Origin of the sequence: Marivirga atlantica (assembly GCF_016734805.1) — a bacterium.
Taxonomy (GTDB): Bacteria; Bacteroidota; Bacteroidia; order Cytophagales; family Cyclobacteriaceae; genus Marivirga; species Marivirga atlantica.
On the sequence record NZ_JAERQG010000001.1, the window covers coordinates 627,300 to 641,453 of the forward strand.

Consider the following 14,154-nt stretch of genomic DNA (forward strand, 5'->3'; position numbering starts at 1 on the left):
AACCATGTACCATTGATAATAGTTTGTTTTACCTTTGCGTTGCGTCTGAAAAATTTTCGCAGCTTATTTCATTAAATCTACAGATTTTGAAGATTAAAGATTTCATCAAATTATATAAGGACGATCCTTTTTTACAAACCATCGCATTAGCCCTAAAACCTAACGAGGATAAGTGGGTACATCTAAAAGGATTGGTGGGCAGTTTAGATGCTCTTACGCTTGCCGCTGCCCAAAGCATTAATAAGCAGAATCATTTGGTGGTGCTTCACGATAAAGAGGAGGCTGCCTATTTTCAGAATGATCTTCAGAGTCTGCTGGGTGTAAAAGAACCTTTACTGTTTCCAACATCTTATAAGCGTGCTTACGAATTTGAGGAAACAGAGAATGCCAATGTTTTAATGCGTGCTGAGATCTTAAACCGCATCAATAACAAATCGAGCACAGGGGAAATTATTGTCACCTATCCTGAAGCGCTTACAGAAAAGGTAATCAATAAGAAATCATTGGTGAGCAATACTTTTTCAGCGAAAGTTGGTGAAAACCTTGATGTGGAGTTTATTGCAGAGCTGCTACAAACCTATGATTTTGAACCAACAGACTTTGTCTACGAGCCAGGTCAGTATGCCATCCGTGGTGGAATCATTGATATCTTCTCCTATGCCGCTGATGAGCCCTACAGAATTGAGCTTTTCGGTAATGAAATAGATAGCATCAGAACTTTTGATGTGGTTTCACAGCTTTCTATTGATGAGGTGAAGCAGATAAATATCATCCCAAATGTGCAAACCCGCTTGCTGCAGGAAGTAAGAGAATCGCTACTGGATTTTATACCGAAGAACACAAAAATATGGTTTAAAGATTATGCCCAAACCTTAGATATTCTCGATAAGTATTACGAAAAGGCCTCTCAATCTTTTGAAAAAATAGTATCTGACACAGCAGACACTAAAGTGGTTTTAAAACCAGAAATGCTTTTTGATGATGCTAAAAGCTTTCAGGAACATTTACACAAATTTGTTAAGATAGAGTTTGGCAATCGCTTCTATCAAAAAACAGAAGAAGTTTTCGAATTTGATGCTAAGCCGCAACCATCTTTCAATAAAAACTTTGATCTACTAGGAGAAAACCTCTATAAAAATCAAGAGGAAGGATTGGTAAATATTATCACCTCCGAGTCAGTTTCTCAATCCGATAGGCTGACTAATATTTTTCAGGAGATAGATTCATTCATTAAGTTTCAGGCATTACCAGTAAGCATAAGAGGAGGCTTTGTTGACTATCAAAGAAACATTGCTTGCTACACCGATCACCAGATATTTGAGCGTTTTCACCGCTATAAAACTAAAGACAAGCAGAGCAAGTCCAAAGCAATCACTTTAAGGGAATTAAAGAACCTGCAACCTGGTGATTTTGTAACACATATCGACCATGGTGTGGGTCGCTTCGCTGGTATGGATACGGTTGATAATAATGGTAAAAAGCAGGAAGTTGTACGCCTGATCTATCGCGATAATGATTTGCTTTATGTAAGTGTACACTCTTTACACAAAATTAGTAAGTACAGTGGCAAAGAAGGCACAGCACCTTCTATCAGTAAATTGGGTTCTCAGGAATGGGAAAACAAAAAGAAGAAGGTCAAACGTCAGGTTAAGGACATTGCCAAAGACCTGATTGAGCTTTACGCTAAAAGAAAGTCTGCTCCGGGGATGGAGTTTGGTCAGGATTCTGTGATGCAGGCTGAGTTGGAATCATCATTTTTATATGAAGACACCCCTGATCAGGCCAAAGCCACAGTTGATGTAAAAGGTGATATGGAGCAGCCACACCCTATGGACAGATTGGTTTGTGGAGATGTTGGTTTCGGGAAAACCGAAATAGCTATTAGAGCAGCGTTCAAAGCTGTGGATAATAATAAACAGGTGGCTGTTTTAGTGCCAACAACTATATTGGCCATGCAGCATTACAGAACCTTCGCTGATAGGCTACAAAATTTACCTGTTACGGTTGAGTACATCAATCGCTTTAAAACTACAAAACAAATAAAGGAAATAGCCCAAAGATTAAAGGAGGGTAAAATTGATATCCTGATTGGTACACACCGCATAGTCAATAAAGACATGGTCTTTAAAGATTTAGGGCTCTTAGTTATTGATGAGGAGCAGAAATTTGGTGTAAAAGTAAAAGATAAGCTGAAAGAGATGCGTGTGAATGTAGATGTGCTTACGCTTACTGCCACGCCAATCCCCAGAACGCTTCACTTTAGTCTGATGGGTGCCAGAGATTTAAGTGTAATTGCAACTCCGCCACCAAACAGGCAGCCGGTCACTACTGAACTGCATACTTTCAATGAGGAGCTATTGCGTGATGCCATTAGTTTTGAACTTCAAAGAGGTGGTCAGGTATTCTTTGTGCATAACAGAGTGGGCGATATTGAGCAAGTTGGTAATATTATTCTTAAGCTAGTTCCTGATGCGAGAATCGGTGTAGCCCATGGGCAGATGGATGGCCCTAAGCTTGAGAAAGTGATGATGCGTTTTATTGAGGGTGAGTATGATATTTTGGTTTCTACCAATATCATCGAGTCGGGATTGGATATTCCGAATGCCAACACCATCATCATTAACCACGCACATATGTTTGGTATGTCTGATTTGCACCAAATGCGTGGCCGTGTCGGCAGAAGCAACAAAAAAGCATTCTGTTATTTACTAACACCTCCCACTATAGGTCTTACAGCAGACGCTCGCAAGAGGTTAACTACATTGGAAGAGTTCTCAGATTTAGGTGATGGCTTTAAAGTAGCGATGCGTGATTTGGATATTCGTGGTGCAGGTAATTTATTAGGTGCTGAACAAAGTGGGTTTATCTCCGATCTTGGTTTCGATATGTATCATAAAATTCTGGATGATGCAGTTTCAGAATTGAAGGAGACTACTTTCGCTGATTTATTTAAAGATGAGCTTGCCAAAAAAGCTGAAATCATAGCGCAGGATTGCAACATAGAAACTGATTTGGAGATACTTATACCTGAAGATTATGTAGGAAATATTTCTGAAAGGTTGAGCCTTTATTCCCAGCTTGATAATATCAAGAATGAGGAAGAGCTTAAGCAGTTTCAGAAATCAATTGCTGATAGGTTTGGCCCTATTCCGGAACCTGTTTATGATTTAATTGAAACAGTGAGAATCAGGTGGAAGGCTGAACGCTTAGGTTTTGAAAAGCTACTAATCAAGAATGGTGGTATGAAGGCCTATTTTGTTAATGCTGACAATGAGAAGTATTTCAATTCAGAGGTATTCGGTAGAATATTGGCTTTTGTGCAAACCCATCCTAAACGCTGCAATATGAAAGAATATAAAGGCAGACCAATCCTGAGAATAGATGATATAAACTCTATAAATGAAGCAAAAGCTCTTATTTTCGAGATGGCTGGCGAGAAGGAGCTGGTTGAGTAGGTATTGGGAGTTGGGTTTAAGGTATTAGGTTTTGGGAAATGGTAATTTGAGATTGAGTTTAGTTTGGCTCCATTTATTTGCTCTTGTCATTGGAATTGTCACCCGACCCTATTGTTGCTGTTATCACCAACAAGCCACTAACTCAAATCGTCATTCCGAAAATTTTCTAGCTTTTGAAGAAAAAGAATTATCAGGAATCTAAAAAGGACTAATGTTTCTTCACATGAAAAGAAAAGTACTTCCACCATATCATGTTAAAACCAGTACTAGTGAGAAGAAGCTCATTAGTACTGTAAAAGAACAATTCATTCAGCTCAAAAAAGAGGAAGTAACCATTATACCTTACGGCTTTACAATCTTAGGTGACAAGACTTCAAAGCTAATCCCTCAAGTAGAGTTGGCTAATCATCAAATTTCACTTATTAAAAGATTGAAACTTAAGGCAGTTGAACTGCTGAAATCTTCGGTGATCGAAGCTGCGGCAATAGCATATGATGCTCATGTTATAGATGAAGAAGGTATTGATAAAGAAGCACTATCAGTTATTTTAGTTAGAACTGAAAAGGATGTTGTTCAAATAAACTTCCCTTATGTAGTTGCTGATAATGAATTAGTTTTTGGCGAATGGTGGGTGCAATAAACTTTTAATCATTCTTAGTAAACACCCTTACCCTTTTTATTCTTTTTTGGTCTACAGAGACAGCAGTGAATACAAACTTATTGAAGTTAATTTTTTCGCCTGCTCTAGGCAACTTATTGTTAAGTTCTAATAACAAACCACCTATTGATTCACTGTCTCCTTTTACATCATCAAAGTAAGAAGGATCTTCACCTATTATTTTACTGAAGTCGTTAAGTGAAGTTTTACCTTCAAAAATGAAAGTATTGTCATCAAGCTTATTGTAGGCTATATCTTCATTTTCATCAAACTCATCACTTATTTCACCAACAATTTCTTCGATCACATCTTCCAGAGTAATGAGCCCGGAAGTACCACCGTATTCATCAACAACAATGGCCATATGAACTCGCTTCTCTTGAAAATCTTTCAGCAAGCTATCAATCTTTTTCGATTCAGGCACAAAGAATCCGGGACGCAGTAGTTCTTGCCATTTGAAGTCGTCTTCTTTGTCAGTATAAGGGAGTAAATCTTTCACATATAATACACCTTCAATCTTGTCAATTGTATCTTTGTAAACAGGAATTCTGCTAAAACCATTTTTATTGATACGATCCATCAGTGTATGGTAATCATCTTCAATGTCGAAAGCCGTGATGTCCATTCTTGATTTCATCACCTGACGGACGGAAAGTGTACCGAAGTTAACTATTCCTTTCAGTATGCCTTTTTCCTCATCTGTTGTTTCTGGAGTGGAAGTAATTTCCAGCGCTTGATGCAATTCATCAACCGAAATATTAAAACCTTTCTGCTCAACTCTTCTTTCAATAATTTTGCTGATTGACATCAGTAACCAGGAAAGCGGGCTAAAAAATTTCTCTGCAAGAGCCAGGAAGGGTGCCATACGCTTAGCGAAAGTCACGTTATTTTGATTGGCGTAAACCTTAGGTACTATCTCACCATAAAAAACGATTAAGAAAGTGATAACCGCTGTTAAGGTTACAACCAATAAACCTTCAGTTTCCTTAGTTCCTACAATTTCCCAAGTTAAAAAGGTGGATAGTGTGACTATGGCAACGTTAATGAAGTTGTTGAGAATAAGTATTGTAGCCAAAAGCTTTTTCGGCCTTTTAAGCAACTCAATAATCAACAACTCATTTTTTACATTACTTATTTTGGTCTTGGCTATATCATCTTGAGACATAGAGAAAAAAGCCACTTCAGAACCAGAAACCAATGCGGACATCATTAAAAGCACCAACATAATGACTCCATTCAGAATGTAAAACCACTCTGTTGTAAGGTTCATCAAACTTGCTACTACTAAATAACTAGGGGAAGGATCGTCCAAGATTAATTATTAAAGCTAAACATATTAAAATGGAAGGTCATCCATTTCGCTGTCGGTATCAGGAGTATTTGCTGGAGCAGAAGTGCTCTGTGCCGGCTTGCTGCTATTGTCATTTTGGTAAGATGATTGTCCACCTTGATAACCACTGTCAGCACCACCCTGATCATTTCTTTTGCCACCAAGCATCGTCATCTGGTCACCCACAACTTCAGTTGTGTAACGCGTAACACCGTCTTTCTCCCAGGAACGTGTTCTAAGTTTACCTTCAATGTAAACACTATCTCCTTTTTTAAGGTATTTTTCAGCTACATCGGCTAAACCTCTCCATAATACTATATTGTGCCACTCAGTTTGATCAACACGCTGACCGGTATTTCGATCTTTGTATGATTCAGTTGTAGCAATTGAGAAGTTTGCTACTGTAGCACCATTATCCAGATGTCTTACCTCAGGGTCTTTCCCTAAGTTACCTATAAGTATTACTTTATTTACGCCTGACATATATTCTTTTTAAAAACTCAAAATTAAGCAAATTCTTATGAACTTGTTGGAAACCTAAGGCTTAATTAACAAATTCAACTTGCTCTCTTTAAAAATAATTAATAAAAATTTTCTTTCAAATATTTATCCACCAATCTGGGCTTCGGCAATTCTTCTACTTCTCCCTCATCATACCAGCTGTAACCATTGATTTTTATTTGAGCCTTTTTCATATCTATTGATATAAAAAAGGCTTCAATTATCTGATGCGTCAAAATGTGCTTAACGCTATTACTTAGTTCGTATTTAAAATGCTTTTGTTTAGGAAAAATACTGGAAAGTTCTTTTTCCAGCTCTGGTGTAGATAATACATTTTTGCTTTCTATCAGAGGAAAATCGAATAAGCCCTGCCATATATCATTCGGACCTCTTTTGCCCATCAATAATTTTTCGTTTTGTTCAATCAATAGATAATAGAAATACCGCTTTCTAACCTTTACTTTTTTAAGTTTTATCGGTAATTCGGTCTGTTTACCTTCAATTCTGGCTTGGCACTCTTCTGCCACTGGGCATAATAAACAGGCAGGCTTACTCACGCTACAAAGTGTAGCACCCAATTCCATTAGTGCTTGATTGTATAAGTCTGGTTGATCTTCAGAAATAAGCTCTTTAGAAGCTTCAAAAAAGAGCTTGAAATTTTTGGGATCAGCAATATCTTTATCTATTACTAAAAACCGAGAGAGTACTCGAAATACATTTCCATCTACAACGGGCACCTTCTTTTTAAAAGCAAATGAAGCAATAGCAGCAGCTGTATATTTGCCTACGCCTTTAAGTTTTTGTAATTCTTCGTAGGTTTCAGGGAAGTGACCATCATAATCTTCCACTACCGATTGAGCACAACTGTGTAAGTTTCTAGCTCTGGAGTAATAGCCGAGCCCTTGCCACATCCTTAACACCTCATCTTGTGGAGCAACAGCCAAGTCGTGAACAGTTGGGTATTTGGCTATGAATTTCTCATAGTAGGGTAATCCTTGAGCAACCCTTGTTTGTTGAAGGATAATTTCTGAGAGCCAAATTTTATACGGATCTTCCGTTAGCCTCCAGGGGAGCTCTCGCATGTGATTTTTGTACCATGAAATTATTTGTTGTGCAAAGCTTTTTGCCATATTAAATTGTAATTATTCAAAAATTCAGCATTTAACATGAATTAAATGTTAGTTTTCTGAGTTGGAATAAAAGTTATCGAGGAAAATACAATTAGTTGAAAACTAAAAAGTTATAAGCTTGTTCATGTACCTTTACTTTGATTTATTTCATACTAATTGCTTTTAAAATCAAATTTGTAGGATTACCTTTGCAAGCCCAAATTGTGAAGGGGTTTAATTTTTTGAATCACTTAAATTATTTAAAACGTGACTAAAGCAGACGTTATATCAGAAATTTCTGAACAGACAGGTATTGACAAGGCAGATGTAACTGCAACTGTAGAAGCATTCTTTACTGTAGTAAAAGATTCAATGGCAGATGGCGAAAACATTTATGTTAGAGGCTTCGGAAGCTTTGTTAATAAGAAGAGAGCGAAGAAAATTGCACGTAACATTTCTAAAAACACGGCAATTGTTATTGATGAACATTTTGTGCCGAGTTTTAAACCGTCTAAAGTTTTTGTAGAGAAGATTAAAAGCTCTAACAAAATTAAAGAGTTAGTATAATTATATGCTACGTTCCAGAATTATCCTCCTTGTTATTTCAATTGTTTTGATAGCAGTTATTTTTAGCTTGCCTAAAATTGTTGTGGATAACGAGGAGGATACACTGGACACAAAAACTTCAGATATTGAAGCAACTTCTGAGCATATGGAGTCGTCTCCAGCTTCTGAAGAGGAGGTGCATGATAACAAACTATCGGCAGAATTAGCTGCTAAAGCTCAGGATTTAAGAAATAAACTTGAAGGGGCTAGTACTAAAGAAAAAAGTAGTATATTTGCGGATTCTTTAGCAGCACTTTATTCAAGTGTTAATAAGTTAGATAGTGCGGCCAAGTATGTGGAACTATCTGCTACAGATAAAGAGTTAATAGGGGATGCTTATTATGAAGCATTCACTTTTGCGGTTTCTCCAGAAAAAGCAAATAGTTTAGGAGAAAAAGTAAGAAAATATTATGCTGAAATACTAGAAGAAGATGCAAGCAGGCTAGATTTGAAAACTAAAATAGCCATGACTTATGTTTCTTCTGAAAATCCAATGTCAGGAATAATGATGTTGAGAGAGGTAATTGAGCAAGAGCCTACAAATGAGGAGGCTTTATTTAACTTAGGGATTTTGTCTATTCAATCGGGTCAGTACGACAAGGCGATTGGTAGATTTGAAACTTTGCTCGCTAATCATCCGAAAAATGAGCAGGCCGAGTTTTACTTAGCGTTAAGTTATTTTAATGATAACAGACCGGAAGATGCCAGAAGGCTGTTTCAGAAAATAAAGAATACAAGTAAGGATGAACAGGTGCTTGCAGCTGTTGAGAGTTACTTGAACGAATTGTAATATTGTTTAACAAAAAATTTTAAGATTATGCCTTGCGGTAAAAAAAGAAAAAGACATAAGATTTCAACTCATAAGAGAAAGAAAAGACTAAGAAAAAACAGACACAAGAAGAAGTAATATACTTCTTCTTGTTTTTATGTTATCTAGTTTTTCACTTAAACTTATTGAGCTTTGAGCAATGAATTAATTATTAATTCAACTCCAAGCGGAAGCCGGATAGCCCTTCTTGAAGACAAAAGTCTTGTAGAGATTCATTATGACAATGAGGAGGAAAAGTTTAATGTAGGTGATATTTACTTAGGAACTGTTCGCAAAGTAATGCAGGGCTTAAATGCTGCATTTGTGGATGTTGGTTATGAAAAGGATGCATTTTTGCATTATCATGATCTTGGGCCTAAGGTAAATTCATTACTAAAATATACTAAACTTGTAACCACTCGTAATAATACATCTTATAAGTTAAGCAAATTTAAACTTGAACCTGAGATAGATAAGCTTGGAAAAATCTCTCAGGTGCTTTCAAGAAATAAGCAGGTATTGGTTCAGGTTATAAAGGAACCAATTTCTACTAAAGGGCCAAGGTTATCTTGTGAGTTGTCACTTCCTGGCAGGTATTTAGTATTAGTACCATTTGCCAATGGAATTAGCATATCAAAAAAGATATCGAGTAGTGATGAGCGCAAAAGGCTTACACGTTTAATATCATCTATCAAACCTGACAATTTTGGTGTTATCATCAGAACTGTGGCGGAGGGTAAAGAAGTAGCTGAACTCGATACCGATTTAAGAAACTTATTAAATACCTGGGAAACAGGTATTAAAAAATTAAAAACTGCTAAGCCAAAAGATAAGATCATTGGTGAGGTAGGTCGCGCCTCATCCATCTTGCGCGACATGCTTAATGAATCTTTTGATAATATCTATGTAGATGAAGAAGAAACCTTTGAAGAGGTGAGGTCTTACATCAACAAATTTGATCCTTCAAAAGAAAAAATTGTTAAGCAGTATAATGGACGAAATAAAATCTTTGAACATTTTGGTATTGAAAGACAGCTTAAATCATTATTTGGGCAGTCGGTAAATATTAAAGGTGGTGGTTACCTTATTATTGAGCATACTGAGGCGTTACATGTTGTTGATGTAAACAGCGGTAACAAGTCTAATGCTGAGGAGAGTCAAGAAGATACCGCACTAAACACCAACATAGAGGCAGCAAAAGAAGTGGCTCGTCAATTGAGGTTGCGTGATATGGGGGGTATTATTGTGGTTGACTTCATTGATATGAAGAACCCTGATAATAAGAAACTTCTTTATAAAAGCATGAAGGAGTTTATGGCAAAAGATCGGTCGAAACATACCGTATTGCCTTTATCAAAGTTTGGCTTAATGCAAATTACCAGACAAAGGGTAAGACCAGAAGTTAATATTGTAACCAAAGAGCAATGCCCTACTTGTAACGGTACTGGAAAAATAAACGCTTCTATATTGGTTACTGACAAGTTAGAGCAAGATTTGGAGTATCTGCTTACTAAGCAAAACGAAAAATCTTTGGCTATATCTGTACATCCTTTCTTGTATTCTTACTATTCTAAAGGAATTTATTCTAAAAGAACTGGATGGTTCTTTAAGTATGGTAAATGGATAAAGCTTATAAAGGATAGCTCATTGGCTATTACGGAGTACCACTTTCTAAATGCCAACGAAGAGATTATAGAAATGGCTTAGCAAAGCCATCAAACTTATAGTTAAAGCCCAATATTAAATATTGGGCTTTTTTTATGTGCTGATCGAATATCTCTTCAGGTTAATCTATATTAAAAGTCTATCAATTCGTGTTTCCTGAATTTATGGTATATTAGACTTTAAGTATGCCAAAAATCAACAGCAATAGGGAGAATTTGTCGTTTATGCGGGTATTTCAGTTATTATGCCTTGCCTTTGTTTACCTCATAAATGTTACAGCAATATTTGGCCAATCATCACACATAAATGTAGGTAAAGATTCACTGTCTATCTATTCGTTCGATGGAACTTCCTATGGTGCCAGTAACTACAATACAATGGTTGAGGAAGATGAGGATGGCATTCTTTACTTTGCTAATGAAAATGGCCTTTTAGAATTTGATGGTAGCGAGTGGAGGTTACATAAAAATAATAAGTACTCCCCTGTGGTCTTCCTTAAAATTATTCAAGATCGAATTTATGTTTCTGATAATTATGAGTTTGGTTACTACCAGCGAGACTCGCTCGGTTACATGCAATATCATACGATTGTTCCTCAATTGAATGAAGAAGGCTTGCCAAGAGCACTTTTGTTTCTTGTAGAACATGACAGTAAACTTTACCTAAATACCTATGACAAAGTGATGGTTTGGGATGGTGAAGTGTCCAAAACGATTAATGTGTCTAATGCACACATGTTCAAAGTTGGCAATGAAATTTTGTTCTCAGTTTATGACGAAGGTCTTGGTATACTTAAAAATGATACCATTGAGTATGTTAATACCGATTTTAAATGGAAATACGATGCAGCTTTCAATATTAAGAAGAACTATGAAGGTAACTGGATTATATATACTTCTGAAGAAGGCTTTTATGAATTGGATACTATAAACTATTCAACAAAACTGTGGAAATCGGAGGTTACGGACTACTTTCTTAGAGATGACAGAGACTTTTATTCATATTTTGAAGTGAATGACACATTAAATGTGGCGCTCACATTTGAGCATGGCGTGGTATTCTATACAAAGCAAGGGGAAGTTCTTAAGGAATTATCGGGTAATGAAGGCTTAAGGTCAAATTACGCTTTAGGCATTGAAGTAGATAGAAGAAATAACATATGGGTTACAAACGGTTTTGGAATCAACTATCTGAAATGGCACGGTACCACAAATTTAGATTTTAGTGCCAAAAGTGTTATAAGAAATATTAGTGCTACTGACAGTACCATCTTTGTAAAAAAGAAAAGCCAGTTAATCAACTTGCCTGTCAAAATTTCGAAGGAACTATCTTTTCATTTTGCAACCCCTAGTTTTCTCAAACAGGAATTAGAATACGCATTTTATTTAGAAGGTTTTGAAGAAGAATTTTCAGAATGGAGTCAGGAAATAAAAAAGGAATATACCAATTTACCAGGAGGTGAATATACTTTTCATGTGAAGGCCAGATCAATCGACATGGCCAACTTATCGATAAGACCTTTCAGTTTAAACATCTACATACCAACACCGTGGTACGAAAATAAATGGAGTTATGTACTTATGGTTTTAATCCTTGGTGGGCTAATTTTTGGATTCATAAGGATAAGAACACAAAGACTTAAAACTGTTAATAAGAAGCTGGAAGAACTTGTAAGTGAAAGAACTTCACAACTATTAGATCAGCAGGTTCAGCTAAGAGAAGCTAATGATGAACTCACCGTTATTAATAATGAGCTTGATAATTTTGTTTACAGATCATCACATGATTTAGTTGCCCCGCTTAAGTCATTAAGAGGATTAATTCAAATTGCAAAGCTTGAACAAACTCCAGAAGGCAAGGAGAAGTATTTTGACTTGATGAATACGAGCATCAATAAACTCGAAGAATTTATCAAAAGTATCATGGACTTTTCTACTAATACTAAAAAGCCATTAGAGTTTAAGGAGATAAACCTTAATGATTTATTGGACAGCATTGTACAGGACATAAAGTATTATACCAATTCCGATAAAGTTGAACTTTACAGGTCTTTCGAAGATGACTTTACAATTGAAACTGATAGTAAAAGGCTAAATATTGTTCTAAGTAACTTGATTACTAATGCGGTAAAATACCACAATTTCAATCAAGAGGATCAACCATTCATTGAGATTAAGGCAGAAAAGAAGGATAAGTATTATGAAATAAGGGTGAGTGATAATGGACAGGGAATACCTGACGAATTTCACGATAAGATTTTCAATATGTTCTTTAGAGCCCATCAGGGGATTGAAGGTTCGGGCCTTGGTTTATACATTGTAGTTGATACTTTAAAAGTACTTCAAGGAGAAATCGACTTTACCTCTAAAGTGAGAAAAGGGACAGAATTCATTATTAAGCTGCCATTTAAGAAGTACTTCTTTTAATACTCTTTTTTACCAATTTCTTCAATCAATTCGTTGTCGAGCAAAAACTTAAGCTTATGAATTACTTCATCAAGCTCGGCAGCACTCGTTTTTAAATGGTCTATTAAATATTCATCAACTTTACCTTCTTTATTAAGTTCCATCACATTTATTAAACCTAATATACTGGCAACGGGGGCTCTTAATTTATGTGAATTATAGAAAGTAAATTCCGCAATTTGCTTGTTCTTTATATTGAGCTGCTCACTTCGCTCAATCACTTTTTCTTCAAGGTTCCTATTTAGACCATATAGTTCTTGGTTAAGTTTGGCTAACTCGAGTGATTTTTCAGATAGCTGCTTTTGTTTACGCTCAATTTCTTCTTTCTGCCTTTGTAATTGACTGTGGGCGAATGCCAACTGTCTTCTTTTTCTTAATTGTAAAAATGAAAAAATAGTTACAATAAGGAGAATAAGACCTAAAAGTACTAATAAGGCCTGCTGTCGGTTATTGGCATTTTCTAAGATGTTTTGTTCAAGGGCTAGCTTGTAATAATCTTTTTCTTTATCGGCAAGATCATACTGAACAGTTAATTTATTGATTTCCTTCCGGCTAGCTTCATTGTAGATGGAGTCCTTAACCTGCACATATTTTTTATAGTAATAGCCGAGTGAATCATTTTCTCGGGAAGATTCAATAAGCTCAATCTGATATTTATAAATGCGCATTAATACATCTAAGGCATCTGCCAACTTTGCCCGTTGTTCAGCCCTTTTCAAAATATTATGGGCTTCCGTAAAATTATTGCTATTTATTTCTAATTCAGCCAATTCCGAGAGTGTTTCAGCAATGTATCTATTTAAAGAAGTCTCTTTCCATATTTCTAAGGCTTTATTAAGACAGTAATAGGCTGAATCAGGCTGACCTGTTTTCTTTTTAACTATTCCTTTGTATAAGTATGCAAAACCTTTAGTAGTTATTTCTTTTTCTATAGATGCTAGTGATAGAATTTGGCTTAGTATCTTATTAGCACTATCTAACTCATTGTTTAACAAGTTGAGCTGAGCTATATTAACCTTTATCAGAAGGAATTTTTCATCACCCGATTCACCTAATAAGTTTAAAGCCTTTTGCAGAAACTCTTGGGCTTTAGCGTAGTTTTGCTGCTTTTTATAGGTCTCACCAATATTGTTGAGGATTCTTATTAACTGTTCAGTATTATTTTGTTTCTCAAAATAGCGAAGTGCTTCAAAGTATGTTTTTAGTGCAATATTGTAGATGCCTATTGACCAATAATAATTGCCCTTGTTAAGTAGAACTTCTCCTTTACCAACTTTAGCATTAATTCTATTAAGCTTGGCTTCCAGCCCGTTAATGTAGAAAAGCGCATCTGTGGGAGAGAGTCTGTTGATCAAGCTGGTAGTTTGTAGAAATGCTTCAACTCTTTCAATTGATTCTCCATTTACCACCTTAAATTGTTCATCAGCAACCGTTTTTAGACTATCTAGTCTGTTTTGCGCATTCAGCGAAGCTGTACACAAGATTATGATTAGCGAGAATAAAAGAAAATGGTTTTTGGTTGCCATATAACAAAATAAGGCAGAAATCTCACTTTTC

The 14,154-nt window shown here is 36.0% G+C and carries 10 protein-coding genes; 6 read left to right on the forward strand and 4 right to left on the reverse strand.

All coding sequences use genetic code 11. The annotated features are described in order from the left end of the window. The first annotated feature begins 86 nt into the window (after positions 1 to 86). Together mfd and JKP34_RS02830 are read left to right on the forward strand one after the other, a co-directional pair. Entirely contained in the window at positions 87 to 3,455 is a 3,369-nt protein-coding gene (mfd, locus tag JKP34_RS02825; RefSeq protein ID WP_201917493.1) for a transcription-repair coupling factor, read from the forward strand. 223 nt (positions 3,456 to 3,678) lie between these two features. Next, complete coding sequence (locus JKP34_RS02830) at positions 3,679 to 4,095, forward strand: hypothetical protein (RefSeq protein WP_201917495.1); 417 nt, start codon at positions 3,679 to 3,681, stop codon at positions 4,093 to 4,095. Between the two features lie 4 nt (positions 4,096 to 4,099). Here the strand turns inward: JKP34_RS02830 and gldE are convergent, their stop codons facing one another. The 3 genes from gldE to mutY all read right to left on the reverse strand — a co-directional run bounded on the left by gldE (position 4,100) and on the right by mutY (position 7,074). After that, positions 4,100 to 5,425 carry a gliding motility-associated protein GldE gene (gldE, locus tag JKP34_RS02835; protein ID WP_201917496.1) on the reverse strand — a complete coding sequence of 442 codons (1,326 nt, stop codon included), beginning with the start codon at positions 5,423 to 5,425 and terminating at the stop codon, positions 4,100 to 4,102. Between the two features lie 24 nt (positions 5,426 to 5,449). Next, positions 5,450 to 5,926, reverse strand: a complete 477-nt coding sequence (gene ssb, locus JKP34_RS02840; protein WP_201917499.1) for a single-stranded DNA-binding protein — start codon at positions 5,924 to 5,926, stop codon at positions 5,450 to 5,452. 98 nt (positions 5,927 to 6,024) lie between these two features. Next, positions 6,025 to 7,074, reverse strand: coding sequence for an A/G-specific adenine glycosylase (gene mutY / locus JKP34_RS02845; protein WP_201917501.1), 1,050 nt, complete (start codon positions 7,072 to 7,074; stop codon positions 6,025 to 6,027). 246 nt (positions 7,075 to 7,320) lie between these two features. Between mutY and JKP34_RS02850 the strand changes: the two genes are divergently transcribed. From JKP34_RS02850 to JKP34_RS02865, 4 genes are all read left to right on the forward strand, one after another. Continuing rightward, a complete protein-coding gene (locus JKP34_RS02850) occupies positions 7,321 to 7,620 on the forward strand; it encodes an HU family DNA-binding protein (protein ID WP_201917503.1) in 300 nt (99 codons plus the stop codon). Between the two features lie 4 nt (positions 7,621 to 7,624). Beyond that, a complete protein-coding gene (locus JKP34_RS02855) occupies positions 7,625 to 8,449 on the forward strand; it encodes a tetratricopeptide repeat protein (RefSeq protein ID WP_201917505.1) in 825 nt (274 codons plus the stop codon). 171 nt (positions 8,450 to 8,620) lie between these two features. After that, positions 8,621 to 10,174, forward strand: coding sequence for an Rne/Rng family ribonuclease (locus JKP34_RS02860; protein ID WP_201917507.1), 1,554 nt, complete (start codon positions 8,621 to 8,623; stop codon positions 10,172 to 10,174). Positions 10,175 to 10,317: 143 nt separating this feature from the next. Further along, positions 10,318 to 12,558, forward strand: coding sequence for an ATP-binding protein (locus JKP34_RS02865; RefSeq protein WP_201917510.1), 2,241 nt, complete (start codon positions 10,318 to 10,320; stop codon positions 12,556 to 12,558). Here the strand turns inward: JKP34_RS02865 and JKP34_RS02870 are convergent. Next, positions 12,555 to 14,123, reverse strand: a complete 1,569-nt coding sequence (locus JKP34_RS02870) for a tetratricopeptide repeat protein (protein ID WP_201917512.1) — start codon at positions 14,121 to 14,123, stop codon at positions 12,555 to 12,557. The two genes, JKP34_RS02865 and JKP34_RS02870, sit on opposite strands and share 4 nt — an antisense overlap. Positions 14,124 to 14,154 lie beyond the last annotated feature (31 nt).